The organism is Polynucleobacter sinensis (assembly GCF_001595985.1).
Classification (GTDB): Bacteria; Pseudomonadota; Gammaproteobacteria; order Burkholderiales; family Burkholderiaceae; genus Polynucleobacter; species Polynucleobacter sinensis.
This window is the reverse complement of record NZ_LOJJ01000003.1, coordinates 569,584-590,924: the sequence shown is the minus strand read 5'-3', so window position 1 is coordinate 590,924 and position 21,341 is coordinate 569,584. Positions and strand designations below refer to the sequence as shown.

The 21,341-nt window shown below is 45.1% G+C and carries 19 protein-coding genes; 15 read left to right on the top strand and 4 right to left on the bottom strand.

The features are described 5' to 3' along the window. Positions 1 to 2 precede the first annotated feature (2 nt). From AOB49_RS06700 to AOB49_RS06685, 4 genes are read left to right on the top strand one after another with little or no spacing between them, the layout of a single operon-like run. Complete coding sequence (locus tag AOB49_RS06700; protein ID WP_062309169.1) at positions 3 to 3,272, top strand: helicase-related protein; 3,270 nt, start codon at positions 3 to 5, stop codon at positions 3,270 to 3,272. Beyond that, positions 3,272 to 3,937 carry a DUF4391 domain-containing protein gene (locus AOB49_RS06695; RefSeq protein WP_062309167.1) on the top strand — a complete coding sequence of 222 codons (666 nt, stop codon included), beginning with the start codon at positions 3,272 to 3,274 and terminating at the stop codon, positions 3,935 to 3,937. The genes AOB49_RS06700 and AOB49_RS06695 overlap by 1 nt, the downstream gene beginning before the upstream one ends. Before the next feature lie 17 nt (positions 3,938 to 3,954). Continuing rightward, positions 3,955 to 5,850 (top strand): site-specific DNA-methyltransferase, encoded by a 1,896-nt coding sequence (locus tag AOB49_RS06690; protein WP_245640632.1) that lies wholly within the window; start codon positions 3,955 to 3,957, stop codon positions 5,848 to 5,850. A gap of 9 nt (positions 5,851 to 5,859) precedes the next feature. Further along, on the top strand, positions 5,860 to 8,892 hold the full coding sequence (locus tag AOB49_RS06685; protein ID WP_062309165.1) for a type III restriction-modification system endonuclease: 3,033 nt from the start codon (positions 5,860 to 5,862) through the stop codon (positions 8,890 to 8,892). On the opposite strand, the gene AOB49_RS06680 is transcribed toward AOB49_RS06685, so the two are convergent. Then, on the bottom strand, positions 8,889 to 9,605 hold the full coding sequence (locus tag AOB49_RS06680) for a hypothetical protein (protein ID WP_062309163.1): 717 nt from the start codon (positions 9,603 to 9,605) through the stop codon (positions 8,889 to 8,891). The genes AOB49_RS06685 and AOB49_RS06680 overlap by 4 nt on opposite strands. Positions 9,606 to 10,383: 778 nt before the next feature. Between AOB49_RS06680 and AOB49_RS06675 the strand changes: the two genes are divergently transcribed. From AOB49_RS06675 to AOB49_RS06630, 11 genes are all read left to right on the top strand, one after another. After that, on the top strand, positions 10,384 to 10,821 hold the full coding sequence (locus tag AOB49_RS06675; RefSeq protein WP_062309162.1) for a DUF6641 family protein: 438 nt from the start codon (positions 10,384 to 10,386) through the stop codon (positions 10,819 to 10,821). A 71-nt stretch (positions 10,822 to 10,892) separates the two neighbouring features. Beyond that, positions 10,893 to 11,048, top strand: a complete 156-nt coding sequence (locus AOB49_RS12030; protein WP_156471348.1) for a hypothetical protein — start codon at positions 10,893 to 10,895, stop codon at positions 11,046 to 11,048. Further along, positions 11,045 to 11,416 (top strand): DUF6876 family protein, encoded by a 372-nt coding sequence (locus AOB49_RS06670; protein WP_062309160.1) that lies wholly within the window; start codon positions 11,045 to 11,047, stop codon positions 11,414 to 11,416. Before AOB49_RS12030 ends, AOB49_RS06670 begins: the two co-directional genes overlap by 4 nt. A 367-nt stretch (positions 11,417 to 11,783) precedes the next feature. Then, complete coding sequence (locus tag AOB49_RS06665) at positions 11,784 to 13,679, top strand: B12-binding domain-containing radical SAM protein (RefSeq protein WP_156471362.1); 1,896 nt, start codon at positions 11,784 to 11,786, stop codon at positions 13,677 to 13,679. A gap of 27 nt (positions 13,680 to 13,706) precedes the next feature. Then, positions 13,707 to 14,405 carry a hypothetical protein gene (locus tag AOB49_RS06660; RefSeq protein WP_062309158.1) on the top strand — a complete coding sequence of 233 codons (699 nt, stop codon included), beginning with the start codon at positions 13,707 to 13,709 and terminating at the stop codon, positions 14,403 to 14,405. Continuing rightward, entirely contained in the window at positions 14,381 to 15,109 is a 729-nt protein-coding gene (locus tag AOB49_RS06655; protein WP_245640631.1) for a hypothetical protein, read from the top strand. The genes AOB49_RS06660 and AOB49_RS06655 overlap by 25 nt, the downstream gene beginning before the upstream one ends. 28 nt (positions 15,110 to 15,137) lie before the next feature. Further along, positions 15,138 to 15,791 (top strand): 7-carboxy-7-deazaguanine synthase, encoded by a 654-nt coding sequence (gene queE, locus AOB49_RS06650; protein WP_062309156.1) that lies wholly within the window; start codon positions 15,138 to 15,140, stop codon positions 15,789 to 15,791. Between the two features lie 41 nt (positions 15,792 to 15,832). Beyond that, positions 15,833 to 16,297, top strand: coding sequence for a 6-carboxytetrahydropterin synthase QueD (gene queD / locus AOB49_RS06645; protein ID WP_062309155.1), 465 nt, complete (start codon positions 15,833 to 15,835; stop codon positions 16,295 to 16,297). An 18-nt stretch (positions 16,298 to 16,315) separates the two neighbouring features. After that, positions 16,316 to 16,771, top strand: coding sequence for a tRNA adenosine(34) deaminase TadA (tadA, locus tag AOB49_RS06640; protein WP_062309153.1), 456 nt, complete (start codon positions 16,316 to 16,318; stop codon positions 16,769 to 16,771). After that, complete coding sequence (locus AOB49_RS06635) at positions 16,768 to 17,709, top strand: LD-carboxypeptidase (RefSeq protein ID WP_062309151.1); 942 nt, start codon at positions 16,768 to 16,770, stop codon at positions 17,707 to 17,709. Before tadA ends, AOB49_RS06635 begins: the two co-directional genes overlap by 4 nt. Before the next feature lie 73 nt (positions 17,710 to 17,782). Next, positions 17,783 to 18,370 (top strand): SOUL family heme-binding protein, encoded by a 588-nt coding sequence (locus tag AOB49_RS06630; RefSeq protein ID WP_062309393.1) that lies wholly within the window; start codon positions 17,783 to 17,785, stop codon positions 18,368 to 18,370. A gap of 27 nt (positions 18,371 to 18,397) precedes the next feature. Here the strand turns inward: AOB49_RS06630 and AOB49_RS06625 are convergent, their stop codons facing one another. The 3 genes from AOB49_RS06625 to AOB49_RS06615 are packed head-to-tail and all read right to left on the bottom strand — an operon-like array spanning position 18,398 to position 21,329. After that, on the bottom strand, positions 18,398 to 19,264 hold the full coding sequence (locus tag AOB49_RS06625; protein ID WP_062309150.1) for a 23S rRNA (adenine(2030)-N(6))-methyltransferase RlmJ: 867 nt from the start codon (positions 19,262 to 19,264) through the stop codon (positions 18,398 to 18,400). Positions 19,265 to 19,266: 2 nt separating this feature from the next. After that, a complete protein-coding gene (locus AOB49_RS06620; RefSeq protein WP_062309148.1) occupies positions 19,267 to 20,064 on the bottom strand; it encodes a phosphatase PAP2 family protein in 798 nt (265 codons plus the stop codon). Between the two features lie 5 nt (positions 20,065 to 20,069). Beyond that, positions 20,070 to 21,329 (bottom strand): glycosyltransferase family 9 protein, encoded by a 1,260-nt coding sequence (locus tag AOB49_RS06615; RefSeq protein WP_062309146.1) that lies wholly within the window; start codon positions 21,327 to 21,329, stop codon positions 20,070 to 20,072. Between the last annotated feature and the right edge of the window lie 12 nt (positions 21,330 to 21,341).

Here is a 21,341-nt window from a genome sequence, read left to right as displayed (position 1 = left end):
CCATGGAGCTTCTAGACAACATCAATCACCTGCTAGGTGACGACCTTAAAGGCACACTCAAGCCCGCATCCCGTCTCAAGGTCGCAGCTTCGTGCTTCTCGATCTATGCATACGAAGCTTTGAAGACTGAGCTTGAAAAGATCGACTCACTTCAATTCATCTTTACTGCCCCAACGTTTACAGCCGATGAAGTTACCGACAAGGTGACCAAGGAGCGTCGGGAATTTCACATACCCAAGCTTGACCGCGAGAAGAGTCTTTACGGTACAGAGTTTGAGATACAGCTTCGTAACAAACTGACACAGAGAGCAATAGCTAAGGAATGTGCAGAATGGTTGCGTCGCAAGGCTACATTTAAGTCAAACAAATCTAGAGCACCCATGCAGCAGTTCGCATGTGTGCAGTCTGAAGGTTTAGACACTGCCTATATGCCTCTGCACGGTTTTACAGCTGTTGACCTTGGCTATCAGCAAGGCAATGCTGTTTCAAATCTAGTAAACAAGATGGACGACAAGGCCTTTACAAGCACCTACTTGACGTTGTTTGAGCAGATTTGGAATGACACGGACAAGCTTCAGGATGTGACAACGCAGATTTGCGATCACATTGCATCCGTGTATCAAGAAAACTCCCCTGAACGTATCTACTTTCTGATGCTCTACAACATTTTCAACGAATTTCTTGAAGACCTTGATGAAGACGTGTTGCCTAATGATCGAACAGGCTACCAAGAGACGCAGATATGGAAGAAGTTGTTCAACTTTCAGAAGGATGCTGCAACAGGCATTATTAACAAGCTAGAGACGTACAACGGCTGCATTCTTGCGGACAGCGTTGGTCTTGGTAAAACGTTCACGGCATTAGCTGTCGTTAAGTATTACGAGCTTCGGAACAAGTCTGTACTCGTCTTATGTCCTAAGAAGTTGGCTGACAACTGGCTGAACTATAACCGCAACCTTAAGACAAACATCTTTTCACAAGACCGCTTTAACTACGATGTTCTTGCTCACACTGATTTGAGCAGAACTTCGGGTGAGTCTTTTGGTACGCCGCTCAATCGAATTAACTGGGGCAACTACGATCTTGTGGTGATCGACGAGTCACACAACTTCCGTAACAACGACGCTTACAAGGACAAAGAGACACGCTATCAAAAGCTGATGAATCAAGTCATTCGCCAAGGCGTAAAGACCAAGGTTTTGATGCTGTCAGCAACGCCAGTGAACAATCGTTTCACTGATTTGCGTAATCAGCTGGCATTAGCGTATGAAGGTGACTCTGAAAATCTAACCAAACGCTTGCGAACAGGAAAGTCTGTAGAAGATATTTTCCGCAATGCTCAACTTGCATTCAATCGTTGGGCAAAGCTTCCCCCTGAAGAGCGTACGGCCAGAGCGATCCTCGATTCACTCGACTTTGATTTTTTTGAACTACTAGATAGCGTTACCATTGCACGTTCTAGAAAGCACATACAGACGTTCTACGATACGACGGACATTGGCAAGTTCCCTGAGCGTCGTAAGCCGCTTTCATTTAATTGCAAGCTCACACACAGAACAGATGTGATGAGCTTCAATGAGATTTTTGAACAGCTTAGCCTCTTGAAGTTGTCTGTGTACGCACCTGTTAGCTACATCCTGCCAAGTCGTCTTAAGAAGTACGAGGACATGTATGACACGCAGGTTGAAGGCAACCGAGGAAAGTTAAGGCAGCTGGACCGTGAGAAGAGTCTGCAAGCTTTGATGACGGTTAACTTGCTCAAGCGTTTAGAAAGTTCCGTCGAGTCATTCAGATTAACCCTTCAAAGTCTTAAGAACAACCACAGCAGTACTCTGCAAAAGATTGCTGCGTTCGATCAAGGCAGCACAACTGCTTCAGTAAGTGATTGGACTGATAAGGTTGAAACGCTTGAAGTTGACGAGGATGATGTTCCTCTTTTAAGTGATGATGAAATTGGCAGCAAGGTGAAGATCAATCTTGCGGACATGGACTTGCCATCGTGGAAGCACGATCTTGAAGTTGACATGCAGATCATTGACGCTCTGTTAACTTCAATGCGAAAAATAACACCTGCCGATGACGCTAAGTTGCAGCATCTCAAAGACCTGATTTTTAAGAAAATTGAAAACCCGATAAATGCTGGCAACAAAAAAGTTTTGATCTTCACAGCTTTCGCGGACACGGCGAACTATCTTTATGAGCAGCTTGCTCCTGTGCTGCTTAGCGAAAAGGGCTTGAACAGTGCTCGCGTTACTGGTAAGGATGCACCAAAGTCCACGCTGAAAAAGAGCTACGACTTTCAAGAGCTGCTTACCTTGTTCTCCCCGCGATCCAAGGAGAAAATGTCTGTCCTGCCGAACGAGCCAGCAGACATTGACATACTTGTAGGTACTGACTGCATATCAGAAGGTCAAAACCTTCAGGACTGCGATTTTTTAGTGAACTATGACATTCACTGGAATCCTGTTCGAATCATCCAACGCTTTGGTCGAGTTGATCGAATTGGATCGCAAAATGACAGCATCCAACTTGCTAACTACTGGCCTGACATATCTCTTGATGAGTACATCAACTTGAAGGAGCGTGTTGAGAGTCGCATGATGATTGCTGACGTGACAGCCACAGGTGACGACAACGTTCTCAGTTCACAAGCTAACGACGTTGCCTACAGAAAAGAGCAGCTGAGAAAGCTTCAAGAAGAAGTGATTGAGCTTGAAGACCTAAAGACGGGTGTGTCAATCACCGATTTGGGGTTGAATGACTTTCGCATGGACTTGTTGAACTACGTCAAAACGAATGGTGACTTGGCGGGCTTACCAAACGGCATGCACGCCGTCATTGCCGCAAAGCCAGAGCAAGGTCTGCCTGCTGGAGCGATTTTTACGCTCCGCAATCGCAACGAAAGCGTCAATATCAATCAGCACAATCGTTTGCATCCTTACTATCTTGTTTACGTAGGCAAGGACGGCAACATTGTCGCTAACCATACGGAAGTAAAGCCGTTACTTGACCTAGTAAGGAGTAGCTGCAAAGGGCAGGCTGAGCCCGTTCTAGATGCTTGCAGACGATTTAATGATGAGACGGCCGATGGTCGGAAGATGCAAGGGCACTCTGAACTTCTAAGTAAAGCCATCAAGTCGATGATTGATGTGAAGGAAGAGAAGGACTTGGATAGCTTGTTTTCAAGTGGAAAGACAACAGCCCTAGTCAACACAATTGCAGGGCTTGATGAATTTGAACTTATTTCGTTCATCGTTGTGCAGGCGGGTTGATGGCAAATATGTTATTCAATTTCCCTAAGTCTGCGTTTTTTGGAAGAACCATTCCAAAATCTAAATTCTATGAACATGGGTCGGTTACATCAAAGCAAAAAGACCTTTTTATAAAACAAGTCGATGAAATTATCTGGGAGTACAAGCTTGCTCCGGAAACAGTAAATTTATCATCAACAAGTGGTGTCCCCGAGCTTCAAATATTCAAAATTATTCTAAAAGGCGAAGAGATTAGCGAAGAAGTGCTTCGGTGCATAGATCAGGCCGTCATGTTCCCAATAGTCTTCGAGGTGTTTTCCTATAGTAAAGTGAAGATGATTGCTGCATTTAAAAGACGTAATGAAGCAAATTCGAACCAATGGGTACTGAATGAGTATGGAAAAACTGACTGGTTGGATATTAATTCCGAAAGGGCTGAGTTGCATTACTCTTTAAATCTTGGCTCGATATATGAACAGATACTAAAATCTTTGACTCAATTAAAAGCTCGTCCAACCGAGAGTCTTCATGAATATTTCGAAAGAGATGATCTTGTGAAGAAAAAAATGAGCGAATTAAAAAAAATAGAAAATAAATTAAAAACCGAAAAACAGTTTAATAAAAAAGTTGAATTGAATACGCGTCTGCGTAATGTTAAGAGTGACGTTGAGCAGTTAACTGCTTAATCAATATTGAGAGTTTGATGATGAAAAAAATGAAAATGCATTCGCTTGATCAAGTAGATGTTAATGTGCAAAAAATACTTGAAATTTTCCCTGAATGTACAAGTGAGGTAATTGCATCTGATGGATCTATAGTCCGCACTGTAAACTTCGATCTTTTGAAACAAGAGTTATCAAAGGATGCTGTTGATCTTGGGCAAGAGCGTTACCAGTTAAATTGGGCTGGCAAACGTGAGGCTTTAATTTCAGCTAATTCGCCTATTGCGAAAGTTTTACGGCCTTCAAGAGAAGAAAGTGTTGATTTTGACTCAACTAAAAACTTATATATCGAAGGGGATAATCTAGAGGCACTTAAGTTGCTTCAGGAAACTTACCTTAATAAAGTAAAGATGATTTATATCGATCCTCCTTACAACACTGGCAGCGATTTTATATATGAAGATGATTTTTCGGAAGACTCTCAAGATTATCTAATGCGGTCTAATCAAGTTGATGCTTCTGGAAATAAGTTAGTGGCAAACAATGAATCAAATGGTCGTTTCCATTCAAGTTGGTTGAGTATGATTTATCCTCGATTAAAGCTTGCACGAAATTTGTTGTCCGATGACGGTGTAATCTTTATATCAATTGATGACTGCGAATACGCAAATTTAAAAAAACTTTGCGATGAGCTTTTTGGGGAGCATAACTTTTACTGCACCTTTGTATGGAAACGCAGAAGTGGTGCGATGGATTCGGTTGATAACACAAGCTCAGATCATGAGTATGTCCTGTGTTACGGTAAACAAAAATCTAAATTGGCTGGTATTGGTAGAACCTATGAGGGATACAGCAATCCTGATAACGATCCTAGAGGGCCATGGAAAGCGGATAATTTAAGTGCCGGAAAATCTGGCGGTGACGTTCACTATCCAATTCAAGACCCATTGACAGGTAATTCTTTTCTGCCTCCTGAGGGGCGTTATTGGCCGTACAGTCGTAAGACTATGGCCGAAAAAATAGCTGACGGTCGAATTATTTTCCCAGCTAAAGTTAGCGGTCGTCCAATGCTAAAACGCTTCAAGAATGAGGCTAAATTTGAAACTGTTCCTGTCTCGACATGGATGGTGCAAAGAGAAGAAGATCGAATTTCAAATTCTTTAGTTGCACCTGCAAACACACAGGGAACACGAGAGTTGCAAGATATTTTTGATGCAAAGATATTTCCACACCCAAAATCAACAAGATTGGTTGAGTCGCTTGCATCTCAGTGTCTTGTAGGGGATGGCGATATAGTCCTCGATTTCTTTTCGGGGTCCGCTACAACTGCACATGCCATCATGAATTTAAATGCCAAGGACGGTGGTAATCGGCGGTTCATCATGATTCAAGTGACAGAAGATTGTGATTCATTAAGTGAGGCATACAAGGCTGGTTATAAAACTATTCCTCAAATTGGTCGAGAGCGAATTAGAAGAGTTTCTTCGTCTATAAAAGAGAGGATTGGAGGACTGGCATATTTTGATGCTGGTTTTAGAGTTTTGAAGGTTGATAGCTCTAATATGTCTGAGGTGTACTACAACCCTGATGCTATTTCGCAGGACTTGTTAAGTGAACAAGAGGACAACGTACGTAGCGATAGAACGGCTGAAGACTTGCTTTTCCAAGTGCTGCTTGACTGGGGCGTCGATCTTTCTTTGCCAATTTCCAATGAAATGATTCAAGAAAAATCGGTTTTTTTTGTGGATCAAAATGCACTTGTGGCTTGTTTCGACAAGCAGGGCGGCGTTGATGAGGACTTTGTTAAGGAGCTTGCTAAGCGTCAACCTTTACGTGTTGTATTCCGTGATGCTGGCTTTAAGTCCGATAGCGTGAAGATTAACGTAGAGCAAATCTTTAAGCTGCTTTCTCCAAGTACAGAAGTTAAGTGCATCTAAGGCCTGACGATGAAGCTTAAATTCAAAGTACAGGCGTATCAAACGCAAGCAGTGCAGTCCGTTGTAGATTGCTTTGCAGGTCAATCCAATGGAAGCGGCGTTCAGTACCGTGTCGATCCGGGTCAAGCTGTTGCTGGCACAGAGCAGGCCAAGCTCTTTGAGATGGGCTTTAAGAATGCTGAACTGTCCATTCCCCAAAGTAAGGTCTTGGAAAACATCACGCAGGTGCAGCGTGGTCAGAATCTTGCAATTTCTCCTAATCTTGCGACAACTAAGGTCTGTCCAATCAATTTGGATATTGAGATGGAGACGGGTACTGGCAAGACCTATTGCTACATCAAGACAATTTTTGAGCTAAACAAGCTCTACGGATGGAGTAAGTTCATCATTGTTGTGCCGAGCATTGCGATTCGTGAAGGTGTGTACAAGTCTCTTCAAATTACAGCAGACCATTTCTTAGAAAGCTACGGCAAGAAGGCACGTTTCTTTATCTACAACTCTAAGCAGCTTCACAACCTTGAGAGCTATTCGTCTGATGCAGGGATTAACGTAATGGTCATCAACGTTCAAGCCTTCAATGCAACAGGCAAGGATGCTCGTAGGATTTACGAAGAGCTAGATGAATTTCAGTCACGGAGACCAATTGATGTGATCAAAGGTAATAGGCCGATCATGATATTGGATGAGCCGCAGAAGATGGAGGGTGCTAAGACTCTAGATTCTTTGAAAGAATTTAATCCCTTGATGCTGCTTCGCTACTCTGCGACACACAAAACAACGCATAACAAGATTCATCGTCTAGATGCACTGGATGCGTACAACCAAAAACTAGTTAAGAAAATTGCGGTACGTGGCATTTCAGTAAAAGGCTTGTCGGGAACAAACAGCTACCTATACCTTGAAAGCATTCAGGTAAGTGCAAGCAAGCCGCCCGAAGCTCGTATTGAATTTGAAGTAAAGCAGAACAACGGCATTAAGCGTGTCGTTCGAAAACTGACTAAGGGGCAAAATCTTTTCGATGAATCGAACGGACTGGACCAATACCGTGACGGCTATGTAATTTCCGACATAAATGCGAACACTGACACTGTGAGCTTTACGAACGGTGTTGAGCTGTTGGCAGGCGAGGCTGTTGGTGATGTAAGCGAGTCTTCTTTACGTCGCATTCAGATACGTGAGGCTATCAAAGCTCACTTTGAGAAGGAGCAGGTGCTCTTCCATCAAGGCATTAAAGTTTTGAGCTTGTTCTTTATCGACGAGGTTGTGAAGTACCGTGACTACAGCCAAGACGATGAAAAGGGCGACTACGCCCGCATTTTTGAAGAAGAGTACAACCTAGCTTTAAATGAGATTTTGACGCTAGAGGACACTGCTTACAACGCATACCTTAAGGGCATTCATACAGACCAGACACACAGCGGCTATTTTTCGATTGATAAAAAGACCAAGCGGCTTGTTGATCCTGAGACAAGCAAGAAATCGACTGAAGCAGACGACGTTGATGCGTATGACTTGATTCTTAAAGACAAAGAGCGTCTTTTGTCGTTTGCGGAGCCAGTGCGTTTTATCTTCTCTCATTCTGCACTGCGTGAAGGTTGGGACAATCCCAATGTCTTTGTTATCTGTACTTTGAAGCACAGCGACAACACAATCTCACGTCGTCAGGAAGTAGGTCGAGGGCTGCGTTTGTCTGTAAACCAGCACGGCGACCGTATGGACAATCCTGCAACCGTTCACCAAGTAAACGTGCTTACGGTTGTTGCCAGCGAAAGCTACAAAGACTTTGTAACTGCTTTACAGCGTGACATTAGCGATTCTCTGTCCGAGCGTCCTCGTGTTGCTAGTGAGACGTATTTCACGGGCAAGGTGCTTAAGCTTGAAAGTGGTGATGTTGAAGTAACGCCACAGATTGCCAAGCAAATCTATAAGTACCTTCTGAAGAACGACTATACGGATGATGTGGATCGTGTTGCTGAGAAGTACCATGCAGACAAGCGTAATGGGACTGTTGCTGCGTTGCCTGATGAACTAAAGCCGTATGCCGAGCAGGTATTTGCATTGATCGACAGCGTGTTCAACGAGGCTCAAATTCCTCTGCCTGAAAACGACAGGGGAGCTAAAACAAACCCTTTAAATGCAAACTTTGAGAAGAAGGAATTTAAAGAGCTTTGGAACAGGATCAATCGTAAAGCTGCTTACAGCGTTCACTTTGACAGTACCGAACTAGTTTCCAAGAGTGTTGCTACGCTTGATACAGAGCTTCGAGTCGCTCCATTGCAGTACACCGTTCATCGTGGCGAACAGGAAGCTGTAGCAACCTATGACGATGTGAAGCGAGGGGATGCATTTAAGCTGACTGAGACTGAAACAGCTACAGAACGAGTTTCAGTGCATTCGTCGGTTAAGTACGATCTGGTTGGGAAAATTGCAGAATCGACGCAGCTTACGCGATCTACCATTGCCAATATTCTCAAGGGCATTTCTGTAGCTGTCTTCGCACAGTTCAAGACTAATCCCGAGCACTTTATTGCTGAAGCTAGTCGTCTAATCAATGAGCAAAAGGCAACATGCATCATTGAGCATCTGACATACGACCCGATTGCCGAGACGCATGACATTGATATTTTCACTAGTTCACAGAGTAAGCAGGACTTTTCAAAAGCTGGGGCACAGCTCAAGCGGCACATCTATGACTACGTTGTCACAGATTCTGATGTTGAGCGTCGTTTTGTAACTGAACTAGATACAAGCGATGAAGTTGTGGTCTATGCGAAGCTGCCGAGGGGATTTTTTATTCCTACGCCTGTAGGTTCGTACAACCCTGATTGGGCTATTTCGTTCAAGCAGGGTAGCGTCAAGCACATTTACTTTGTGGCCGAGACTAAAGGCTCTATGTCGACCATGCAGCTTAGCGAGATTGAAAAATCCAAGATCAACTGTGCCCGTAAGTTTTTTGAAGAAATTAACAAGACAGTCGACGTTTCCAAGGTCAAATATGACGTGGTTGATAGCTACGGCAAGCTGATGGAGATTGTTGGCTAATCATCATCTTGCTCGTCGAGCTGCTTAAGTAGCTTGGATAGTTTTGAGCTTTTCGAAACGTCTATATCGGGCGTTTCGTACAGCAGCTCCTGCAAGGCCGCTTCTACAGATTGAAGCTTTACATCTTGCTTGCTTTGAAATGAAAGCACGGACGATTTAGTCGACTGACCGAAGTGACTTCGTGACACGATGACACGAGGCATGCTGTCAAAATCAAGTCCTAGGTCACTTTTGTGGTCAAAGCTAATTGGTCTGTCGAACCAAGTTTGCAAGGACGGGTCATGTTCGATTGTTTCTTGTAAATGTTCTAAGGCACGTTCAAAGTGACCGTCTGCTTGATTGAATAGTTTTGATGCTGTGTCATGTTTGCCGCGATTACTAAATGAATCGGCTTTGTTGTAGGTGAAGATGGCAACACGCAGTAAATCTTGATATTTGTTGATTGGTTCGGGTTTTTGCTTTGAATCTAGGCGTAGAGCTATTTGAGCTTCCCAGTTGTCGATCAGATGTTGATACTGAGCGGCAGTTAGCCAAGTCTTTAACTGCCTGTTTTGAACATTTTTTCCCGTCTTTAGGGAGGCGATCATTGTTTTGAGCTTTTCGGCTGTTTTGCTTTCGGCTGCTGATAGCTTACGAAGCTTTCCCTGTTTGCCTGCTTTAGCTATGGCTTTTCTTATGTCGCTAAGCGTTTTTGGCTTGCTTTTGGCATTCATTGGGATCTTTCACTAGCTGTAAAAAAATCGTGCATTTTTTCAATTATGCACGTAATTTATACGCTTAAGCGTGTCACTGTTCACTTGTCCGTCGTGTCATGTGTCACGGCACTTTAATGATCGCACTTCGTGCAATCAACGATCTGTATTTCTCACACTCACTTGCGTTCGCATCGAAATACATCCCGTTTTTTTCTTCTTTCACTAGGAAGTACAAGCCAAGCCCTGTTACAGGGCTTGACTCATGTTCAACCTTTCACCGAGGTCTTTCGAACAACTGATAACACACAACCTTGATTACAAGGAAGGCAGGTATTGCTATCTCCTATTACGTGCCGTCTTACACAGCCATTCTGCGGTCTATATCAGGAACCATTGCAGATGGCTTATGGGTTTATTTCATTGGCGTTCCCACTCACTTTCAGCCTAAATTTATAAGCCTACATTCATGCATTGCTGCATTACCAACCATTCCAACATCGCAAACGAGACTGCTACAGAGGAGCGTCGTTTAAGGCAACCAGCCATCAGCTGGGTAGTGCGATGAGGCGAACAGCAAGAAGTTCGTTTGCTTACCGTCACACATCAGAACGGATTACGCGGCACTATGACAATCGGCGTGCCAACCTTAACCTTGCTTGTACTTTTATTTAGTCTCGCTGATATGAATACGCTTTATTTCTGAATCTGATCTATTCAAAGCCTATCTTTTCGGTTGTCCATGCTGGCAGTCTGAAAATAAAGTTGCGTTGCCCTGTAAACAACGAAAGGAAACACAATGGCAACGCTTGCATCACTCAAACTTGTAGCAGCTAAAAAACCCACAAATCAACCGCCTGTTGTACATCGCCGCAACAAACTCAGCAGCAAGCTTTTTGAGCAAATCCAGCTTGCTACTGCACAAAGCGAAGGCGGCACATACGCTCCGACACGAACGAAGACTGTCACGAACGCCGACGGTGAACGTGTTGTTGTGACACAGCCAAAACGCATCAAGCCTTGGTGGTTTGTTGGCGAAAACGGCAAGGTCTGCATTGCCATTCGATATGGTGCAAAAGTCATCGAATTGAGTAAAGGCAAAACAGCAATCGAAGTAACTAGTCCGTCAGGATTGATCGAAGCACTGGAAACTGTGAATGCTGCCGTTCTAGCAGGAGAGCTGGACACTCAGATTGAGGCTGTGTCAGGGCAAATCCGTAGTTTGTTTGTTAAGTGAAAAGCTGTGCAAGCTGGCACTGTCAAAACTGTCAGCTTGCCATGTCCATAAATAAACAAGGAGGACTTGCTATGCGAGCTATCGAATTTACGAACACTGCACAACAGAATGTGGCAGCAATGAAGCAACAAGCTAAGGCGGCACAAAAACGTGCAAAAGAGGCGGCTTTGCGACTCAAACTTAGAAACTATCAACAACGTCTCGCTCAGGTGATGGCACAACCATGACAAACGATGCATTTACCGAGCTTGAAACAGCACTGCGTCAGTTCACTGGCTCGGAACACTATTACAGAACGAACGGCAATCTAGTTGTTACGGACGGCGTTAAGTTCCTTGCCGATGAAGCTAAATGCTTTTGGCTGCTTGATCTTTATGCTTCGCACTTGATTGGCGTTCATGGTGAACAGGAGAGCTTCACCGTACTAAAGCTAACTCGGGTGGGTGTAGGTGCAAGGGTCGTGATCGAAGATGGCAACGGCAATCAGTTGGCACTTCAGCAAGTTGAGTACACGGACTTTCCACTTGCCAGTATTACGCTCTATGGCGTATGGGATGGAAGTATGTGGATTGTGATGCTGACTAGTGAATACTAGTGCTTGTCGAAACTCCACCAAACGAGTCAAAATCGCATGGTTTTGGTTCGTTGAAGTTAATCGAGCGTCATCGTTGCACAGGTTGATGAGATGTAGCTTAAATGGTTGAAGTGCAGCTATGATGCGACATTAACTTTTGAGTGCCTACACACCGTGTAACTGCCCAAAGTGTAAAATGTTGATTCTGAACAGCGTTTTTATTTTTTCAAAAAACGTATAAGCCGAAGTAACTTGCACAAAAGTTACACGTCACTACTTAGGGAGTCGTAAGTGTTTGAAAATAAACAAGAAAATACTTACGTTACTATTGAGTGGGAATAAGTAGGGCAATAGCCTTGCTTGTATCCTTCACTTTGGGTGAATGAGTATGAAAGTTTTAAGCCTCATTCCGCCAATGACCCAGCTCAATACGCCGTATCCGTCTACGGCCTACCTTACAGGATTTTTACGATCACGCAGTATTGATGCAGTTCAAGAGGATCTTGCGCTTGCATTAGTGTTGGGGTTCTTCACCGCCAAGGGCTTGCAAGAAATTCATACAGAAGCTTTGAAGCTTCCAGAGGAAAGGCGCAGTTCCAGCGTTAATTTCTTTCTCGATTATTTTTCAGATTATCAAGGCACGATTGATCTAGTCATTCGATTTCTTCAGGGTCGTGATAGCACCTTAAGTCACCGCATTAACAGTCGGACATTCTTACCCGAGGGTCCGAGGTTCGCTTCTTTGGAGGCCTATGATGAAGAGGAGGCGGGCGATTCATTATCCTGGGCCTTTGGAGCGCTGGGTTCGCAGGATAGGGCACGGCATTTAGCGACGCTGTATCTCAACGATTTATCGGACGTCTTGCGCGATGCGATAGATGATCGTTTTGAGTTCGTCCGCTATGCAGAATCTTTGGCGAGTAGTCAGCCTACATTTACACCCTTAGCGCAAGCATTAGTGGTTGAACCCACACTAATGGACTTGCATTTGCAACGGCTGACTCATGCTGCAATGGAAAAACATCAGCCAAGTTTGGTGCTGTTATCTGTGCCATTTCCTGGAGCGGTGTATGCCGCACTTCGTATTGCCCAAACCATTAAGGAAAAGTACCCAGACGTCAAAATTGGTTTAGGGGGTGGTTATGTCAATACAGAGTTGCGTGAGCTCAAAGATCCCCGCATCTTTGATTTTGTTGATTACATTACCCTAGACTCTGGAGAGCGCCCATTGCTCTGCCTGATTGAGTATTTGAGCGGGAAACGCTCCTTTGACAGGCTGGTGCGCACCTTTACTCGAAATGATGCTAATCAAGTTCAATACATCAATTGGCCAGAATTAGATATTCCATTTGAAGATGTCGGCACAGCGACCTGGGATGGTCTGCCATTGGATTCTTATCTATCCTTATTGGATATGCTCAATCCTATGCATCGTCTTTGGAGTGATGGGCGCTGGAATAAGCTGACTGTTGCCCATGGTTGCTATTGGAAAAAGTGTAGCTTCTGCGATGTCAGTCTCGATTACATCTCACGATATGAGACTGCCTCAGCGAGTTTATTGGTCGATCGAATTGAATCGATTGTTTCTGAGACTGGTCAAACCGGCTTTCATTTTGTGGACGAGGCAGCTCCACCCAAGATATTGAAGGCGCTGGCACAGGAATTGATTCGTCGCAAGGTGATGATTTCATGGTGGGGGAACATTCGCTTTGAAAAAACCTTTACTCCTGAGCTTTGTGAATTGCTAGCCCAGAGTGGATGCATTGCCATGTCTGGTGGGTTGGAGGTGGCCTCTGATCGTTTGCTAGATCTTATGAAAAAAGGGGTCTCAGTAGAGCAGGTTGCACAAGTCACTAAAGGATTTTCGGATGCGGGAATCTTGGTGCATGCTTACTTGATGTATGGTTTTCCTACGCAGACAGTGCAAGAGACGGTAGACGCTTTGGAGTATGTTCGCCAGTTGTTTGAAAACGGCTGTATCCAAAGTGGGTTCTTTCATCGCTTCACTTGTACAGTGCATTCGCCAGTAGGTCAGGATCCACAGGCATATGGCATTACTTTAGTGAACTTGCCTGAAATTACTTTTGCCAAGAACGATATCGCATTTTTTGATCCTACTGGTGTAGATCATGATGCTCTTGGAGTGGGTCTCAAAAAGGCGATTTATAACTTTATGCATGGTATTGGATTTGATCAACAGACGCATACTTGGTTTGAAATGCCTGGAATTCCTAAGTCCTCAATATCACGCAACAAAATAGCCAAAATTTTAGGCTATGTATAAACTCATCATATTCATTGGGATTCTGATATGAACTTATCTCGTCGAACATTTATTGCATCTGCTGCGCTAGCACCCATAGCTTGCGGCAGTCTTTCTTATGAGCACGGTATACCCGTTTCTCAGCCTAAGCCTTTGCCGGCGATTCGTCCTCCCAAGATTGGTCAAGAATGGACTTACATTAAGAAAGATATTTTTGATGGCAAAACGTTGGATGTTATCAATGAGTGCGTAGCTAATGTGGGATCGACAATTACTATTGAGCGCTCTACAACTGATGGCAGACAACTCCCAAGCGAGATACAGACCTCATGGGGCATGGTCAGCACCGATCCACAGTGGCCGCGCTTGCTCAATTTCAGTCCATCTTTGCCCTTGTGGCCGGAGCAGTTATCCAGTACCTGGGCTAAGCAGTTTATTGTCAAGTACAGCGTAGCCGGTTACTCTGACGGAAAAATGAACTGGCAGCAATATATGAGTGCTCAAGGGTGGGAAAAGATTATCGTTCCCGCTGGTGAATTTATTGCTCTGCGTTTTCAGAATTTAATTAACTATGAAAATGAAGATGCCAATAAAGTCGATTGCATTCGCAAAGAGACTGTTTGGTTCGCACCTGAAATTGGTCGGTGGGTTGCTAGGGAGACTTCTGGCTCATATCAGATTCAAGGGCAAATTGGTGCAGTGATTCGTGAAGGTAGTTATCAGTGGCAACTCAGCTCATACAAATGAATTTATTGAGAAACTGGGTTTTACCCTTTCTATTAGCGCTCTTAACGGGGTGCATCTCTTCGCAACCCTATCCGACTGGTATTCCTGTAGCACAGCCCATGAACCCTCCGAAAGTGAGAGCGCCGCAAGTTGGTCAACAATGGGTTTACAACGTTCGCAATGTCTTTAATCAAGAGTTGGTAGATATTGTTACTGAAACGGTAGTATCAATCGGTCCCCAAATCAGGATTGCGCGCAGCGGCCTTAAAGCAGGCCCGCTTCCAGATGAAATTCAGGGTCCATGGGGTTATGTGATTCTGGATCCACATTGGAGTCCTCCTCAGAAGTTTCAACAGGCAATTCCTTTGTGGCCAGAACAATTGATCCCGGGGTGGTCTAGCTTTTACCGTACCAATTACCAGGTGCCTGGATATCCCGATGCTAATTACTACTGGGGCTTGAGTATGTCTGCGCAGCAATGGGAGATGATTTCCGTTCCAGCAGGTCAGTTTGTGGTTCTCAAGTACCAAAACGAGGCCCCTTACTTTCAGAGTAACGATATCTTCCGTATGGCCAGTTATCGCCAGGAGGACATGTGGTTTTCCCCGGAAATTGGGCGCTGGACTATCCGTAGGGGCTTTGGCCGCTACATTACCAGCGGAGTCTATTGGAATGCTGCATATTGGGAAGATTATCTAGAGTGGGAGCTTGCGTCCTGGAAGTAAGCAAACAGCTTAAAATCAGTACTTAGCTATGTATACCGTAAAAGAACTCTTCCCAACCCTTCAGGGTGAGGGCGCCCACGCTGGCCGCGCTGCAGTATTTTGTCGCTTTGCTGGCTGCAACCTATGGAGTGGACGCGAGGAAGATCGATCGACCGCCATTTGTCAATTTTGCGATACAGACTTTGTGGGTAGCGATGGAGCTGGTGGAGGAAAATTTGAGGCCGCCTCTGAACTTGCGGATGTCATTGAGGAGGCGTGGTGTAGCACCTCTGCCGGACCGCAGCAGCGCTATGTTGTCTTTACCGGCGGCGAACCTTTGCTTCAATTGGATGTCGCTTTAATTGATGCATTACATGCCAAGGGTTTTATGATCGCGATTGAAACCAATGGAACTATCAAGGTGCCGAAAGGCGTTGACTGGGTATGTGTCAGTCCCAAAGCAGGCTCTGAATTAGTGGTGTTACAGGCCGATGAAATCAAGGTGGTGATTCCTCAGGTGGGACACACTTCTATAGAGACGTTATTGGCTCGCTTTGAGAAAATGGATTACCGCAATCGTTTCTTGCAGCCGATGGATGGCCCTAACTTGCAGGAAAATATGGCATTAGCAGTTCGTTTGTGTCAAAAGAGGCCTTTATGGCGATTGAGTGTGCAGACTCATAAGATAATTGGTATCCGCTAGAGCTAGCGATTAGCGATTTTGAGAGATTTTAGAAAAAGAAAATGACCACTAAGCAAGAAGCGATATCCATCACACGTAGACTTGAATTTGACTCTGGTCATCGCATTCCGAATCACGATGGCCAGTGCCGTCATTTGCATGGTCATCGCTATGCTATTGAGGTCACGCTGACTGGTGTGGTGGCCGATCATCCCGGAAAGGCTGATGATGGCATGGTCTTGGATTTTGGCGATATCAAGCGCCTCACTAATCAGTATGTTGTTCAGCCCTGGGATCATGCATTTTTAGTGGCTAAAGAAGATGTTGGTTTGGTTGAGTATTTGAAATCCATTCCTGACCACAAGACGGTGGTGATGGATCATGTGCCTACTGTTGAAAATCTAGCCAGTGCTGCATTTGGATTGCTGCAGCCCGTATTTGAAAAGGCATTTGATGGTCGACTGAAGTTGTCCTCAATTCGACTTTATGAAACTCCCAATTGTTGGGCAGATGTTTCGCATTCATAGTGACTTAATAATCTAATTATGCAAGCTGAGCTTGATCAACAGTTTATGCAGCAAGCCTTAGAGCAGGCCAAGCTTGCCGCCGCTGCTGGTGAGGTTCCTGTTGGGGCAGTGCTAGTTAGAGATGGTCGGGTGATTTCAACAGGGTTTAATAAACCTATTACCACTAGCGATCCCAGTGCTCATGCTGAGATGCTCGCCTTACGTGCCGCAGCGCAGGATGCATCCAATTATCGCCTGCCTGGCACAACTCTCTATGTCACCTTAGAGCCTTGTACGATGTGCGCTGGCGCTATGTTGCATGCCAGGGTGGACCGGGTAGTATTTGGTGCGAGTGATCCTAAAACGGGCGCTGCTGGCAGTGTTCTTAATGTATTCTCAGAAAAACAGATTAACCACCAGACTCAAGTCGAGGGTGGCATTCTGAGTGAGGAGTGTGGTCATGTGCTCAAGCAATTTTTTAAGGAGCGGCGTTGAAGAAAATTCATTTGATTGCTCCATCGGGGGCAAGCTTAGACTTAAGTAGCCCCAAGGCTGGCATTGATTGGCTAAAGCAGCAAGGTGTTGAAGTGTTCAATACCGATTGCGTTACTCGAGTAGATCAGCGTTTTGCCGGTACAGATGCCCAGCGCCTCGCTGAAATCAATCAACTTGCCAATCTCCCATCTGATGCGGTCGTAGTGGCAATGCGTGGCGGATATGGCTTGCATCGTTTGCTGGCTGATATTGATTGGGCTGGAATTGCTAGGGCCATTCAAAATGGTTTGCAAATTTGTGGGCATAGTGATTTCACCGCATTTGAGCTAGGCCTCCTTGCTAAAACAGGGGCTATTACACTTGCAGGCCCCATGCTCAATTATGACTTCGCCTGCCAAGGCGAGCAGGATAAGGGCGTTGAGCCAAATACTTTCATGTGGAAGCATTTCCAAAAGGCGATTACTGAGCGTCAAGTGCAATGTGCAATTGAGGTCCCTCAGCAGTATCTCAAGCAAGCAAAAGGCCAAGTAACGGGAATGCTTTGGGGAGGCAACCTGACTGTGTTGGCAGGTTTGGTGGGAACGCCATATTTGCCAAGTCAGGAAAAAACCAGAGGCGGTATTTTGTTCTTAGAGGATGTTAATGAGCATCCTTATCGCATTGAGCGTATGTTGATGCAGTTGCTTGATGCGGGAGTTCTAACCAATCAAGGCGCAATTCTTTTGGGTGGATTTTCAGCTTATCGTCTCTACGATAACGATCGAGGTTATAGCTTAGATAGCGCTATTGATGCAATACGCAAGCGTCTTCCAAGCCATATTCCCATCTTGACTGGCTTGCCTTTTGGACATCATGCTGAGAAGCTCACTTTGCCGGTAGGCGCGCAAGCCCAGATTCAGTATGATGCTGCGGGTTTTAATATTCATGCCTCCTGGTAAGGTATTCACGGCCCAAGCATCCCTCTTAAAGAGATTTTTCTTTCTAGCGGTTGTTTTATTTGCGAGTGGAGTCATGGCTACTGAAGAACCTAGATTTTCTCTGTTAGAAAAATCAGAGCCGTTTGAGCTGCGTGCCTATGCTCCGCAGATCTTGGCTGAGGTTACGGTGAATGGCGATTTAGATAGTGCCTCCAATCAAGGTTTTCGTCTTATTGCTGGATATATTTTTGGTCAAAATCAGGTTAGTGAAAAAATAGCAATGACTGCTCCAGTGGTTATCGAGTCAGGCGCGGAGCGAAAAAGCGCCAAGATTGCAATGACTGCCCCCGTCAGCATTGAAGCGAATGCATTTGAGGGCGGCGCTGGAAGTCAATGGACTGTATCGTTTGTCATGCCATCTGAATTTACCCTCGAAACCCTACCTAAACCTTTAAACACGCAAGTGAAAATTAGGGAAGTTCCTGCTGAGAAGAGGGCAGTCATTACTTTCTCTGGCTTTTATAACGAGGAGAAGGTTCTTGAAAAAACGCGCTTGCTTGAGGCCTGGATTCAGTCAAAGAATTGGCAGGCTATTGGCTCAGCGCAATTTGCTCGTTATAACCCGCCTTGGACGCTCCCATTTATGCGCCGCAACGAGGTGATGATTCGGGTGCGTGATTAAGGCTTTCTGAGTTTTAGCATTTAAGATTTAAGCCTCAAAGCTCTTGAGTAAAAATTGTGCACCATGACCTTGGCTCAAGGCCTTGATCAGAATCGGTAAACTTTCCGCCAATTGTTTTTCTAAAGTCCATGGTGGGTTGATGATGAACATACCACTTGCTTGAAGGCGCCGCTCTTTGGGGGCGTTTTCTACGCGTAACTCTGTATGCAGCCAAGAACGCTTATGGCTAGCAGCAATCTTTTTCATGCGATCAGGTAATGCGGCGGATTCTCTTCTGGAGAGAACCGGATACCAGATGGCATAGCATCCCGTCGGGAAGCGTTGCATGGCTTCTTCGATAGCGGTTTCAAGATAGCGATAGTCTTGTTTATCCTCGTACGAGGGGTCAATCAACACCAGTCCACGTCTACTCGGCGGGGGTAGCAGACCCTTGAGCCTAGTAAAACTATCTTCTTTGTAAATATCGATTTGCTTAGCTTGTTTTAGTTCGCCGATATTGTGTCGCAAGATATCAATTTCTTTAGGGTGTAGCTCAAATAACTTGAGACGATCCTGTGGCCTGAGTAAGCGAGCCAAAATAAATGGTGAGCCCGGGTAGGCATGGATCTCTCCATCGATATTTTCTGCTTGGATGTGACTGAGGTAATTCTCGATACCGGCGCTAACTGGATATTCAGCGGCATACTTTGCAAGGCGATAGATGCCGTTATCAGCTTCTTTACTCACTGTTGCAAAACCATCGGTGAGGCTATAAATTCCTGCGCCAGCATGGGTATCTACCATAGTGAGCGCCACCGGTTTTTCTTGAAGGTACTCTACTAGATGGATGAGAGTGAGATGCTTGAGGATGTCTGCATGACTACCAGCATGGAAAGCATGGCGATAACTAAACATATTTAGTCAGCCCTTACCTTTTGCGCTTTAATAAAAAAGATGAGGGTAATGCTCACTAGGGCGACACAGGCATATTGCAAGGATTGATTTAAATCTGAATCTAGGGTTTGTGTCAGTAGCGTGTAGATTGTTCCAATTCCACCAAGTGACAATACGCGTGGAATCGTTTTATTTGCTGCCAACTGAGTCTCTGGAATATAACTTGCAAGAATAGCACCAAGCATGCCTGACCATAAACCAATCGCGCAGCCAGCCAACACATCTGTAAGCCAATGGGCACCCAGAGCATTGCGCGAGATTCCTGCGAGCAATGCCAATATAAATACCCACCACATGGAGGAGCGCTTTTCTTTATCGCTCGCAAAGTAAAGGCCGGCCGCAACCGCAAAAGCAGTCAAGGTGTGACCAGATGGCATAGCTCTATTTAGTAGCGGTTCGCCAATGCGATAAAAATCTTCTAAGGGTAAAACAGCGGCGGGTCGCGGAAGGGCTAAGAAGGGCTTCACGATTTGACTCAGAATTCCGCCAATAGAGGCTGCGATCAACCCTGAGCAAAACAATCTTGGGGCGAGAAGCAATAAGGGAAAGCATAGGGCAAAAATCCCCCAACCATTTCCCAAAAAAGTTAGCCATGCCCACAAAGTATCTGGCAAATTTTGGGTATAGCGATTAATCCATAAAAACGTAGGAGTTTGCCATCCTCCGAAATAAATAGCGACAGCCAGACCCAGTGGAATGAGGGGGATCAACCAAACCCCGAGAGAGATTCTTTCAGCGAAAGAGTTACGCCCTTGAACCATCAGGCTTAACGTGCCTTCTCTTGATCGGCTTCGTTAAGTTGATGCGCCATCTTTTCCAACACCTGGGCCACAGTAATTGCTTGCATGCAAACATTGTCATGGCATGGCGTTTTGCGATGATTGGCTGCACTCACGCAAGGCGAGCAGGCCAGATTAGCTGTAATGGCGATAGATCTTCCGATAGAGCCATACAGGGCGGGTGTTTCTGGTCCAAACAACACCACCGTTCTCAAAGGGGTCACTGCCGAGAAGTGGCCTGGCCCAGAGTCATTTGTCACCATGACATCGGATAGGGTGTAAAGCGGTGGTAATTCTGCAAAGCTGACTTGCCCTGCAAAGTTCAACGCATTTTTAACATTAGCTACAACACGAACTTTTTCAACATAGTCAAATTCTGCTGGTGAACCCGTAATCAGAATCAAATCATTTGGATAGCGTTGATTTAAAGCTTGGATTAATTCTGAGAAGCGTTGCTGTGCCCACCGACGCTGGGGCAGCAGATCGCTAGCATTCGGATTTACCAAAATCAGCCGTTGTTTACCTTGGTTAAAAGTAATTCCCGCCCCAGTTGCGAGCTTTTCAATGCGCTCGCGGACTTTGCTAACTGCCACAGGATCAATCTTTGCCTGCTCTAAGCGCACCTCTGAATCGGCGATATGAATTTTGCTAAAAGGCACCTCAATGTCTTTCGCAAAAGCAGCATGAATTAAGGATAAAAAGTTTTTGGTGATATGGATATGCGGGTTGTAGTGAACCTTGCGCGTCAACATAAATCCACGCCATAAGCCTTCACCATGGAAGATGTGATATCCAACGCGACGCCTTGCCCCACAAAGACCGGTAAGGAGAGCGGTAAAGCGAGAGAACAATTCCAAGTCGATGACTGTATCAATGCGATGCTTGCGCGCAAGAACTAAAAACTTGAGAGTGTCTTTAATTAAGCCGCCAAGACTTGAAGAGTCAATCGTGAAAATATTTTCAGGTTTAACGGTGTTAAGCAAAGTTAAGCTGGCGCGATTGCTTTTAAAAATCAGAAAAAATAACTCTGCACCGCGAGCTTGCGCATTGCGCATTGCTGGGTCGACCAAAATAGCGCTACCCATTTCCGATAACTCAATGAAGAGGAGTTTTTCTGGGGTGCCAGCACCTCGACCAAAGATATTTTTTACACCATCAATGAGGGCGACAAAAGGGCTCGCTACTGCACATAGTGGTACGCCGACCCAATGGTCTATGGCACGCATGGTATTGACGCTAATACTCATAGGAGAACTTTA